This window comes from Allokutzneria sp. NRRL B-24872 (assembly GCF_002155965.1).
Lineage (GTDB): Bacteria > Actinomycetota > Actinomycetes > Mycobacteriales > Pseudonocardiaceae > Allokutzneria.
Window position 1 is genome coordinate 1 of record NZ_MUMH01000319.1, and the last position, 589, is coordinate 589.

Sequence of the window (589 nt, forward strand, 5' to 3'; positions counted from 1 at the left end):
TGCTGGAGGTCATGGCCGAGCGGCACGTCTCCATCGGCGGCAAGACCTTCCCGATGCCCAACCCGTTCCTGGTGATGGCCACCCAGAACCCGATCGAGAACGAGGGCGTCTACCCGCTGCCCGAGGCGCAGCGCGACCGCTTCCTGTTCAAGATCCTCGTCGAGTACCCCTCCGCCGAGGAGGAGCGCGAGATCGTCTACCGGATGGGCGTGCAGGCCCCGGCCCCGCACCAGGTGCTCACCGCGCAGGAGCTGGTGCGCCTGCAGGGCGTGGCCGCGCAGGTCTTCGTGCACCACGCGCTCGTCGACTACGTCGTGCGCGTCGTGCTCGCCACCCGCCAGCCCGGGCGCTGGCCCTGGTGCGCGGGCGCGACTACGTGCTGCCGCAGGACGTGGTGGACGTGGTGCCGGACGTGCTTCGGCACCGACTCGTGCTGTCCTACGACGCGCTCGCCGACGGCGTCCCGGTGGACCACATCATCAGCCGCGTGCTCCAGACGGTGCCGCTGCCGCAGGTCTCCGCGCGGCCGCAGCAGGGTCCGCCGCCCGGCCAGCCCATGCCGCAGGCGCCCGCGCAGGCCGCGCCCAGG

General features: G+C 72.8%; 1 pseudogene. It reads left to right on the plus strand.

From position 1 onward, the window contains the following. Positions 1-589 (plus strand): annotated as a pseudogene (locus CCN37_RS37745) (AAA family ATPase); the annotation flags it as partial.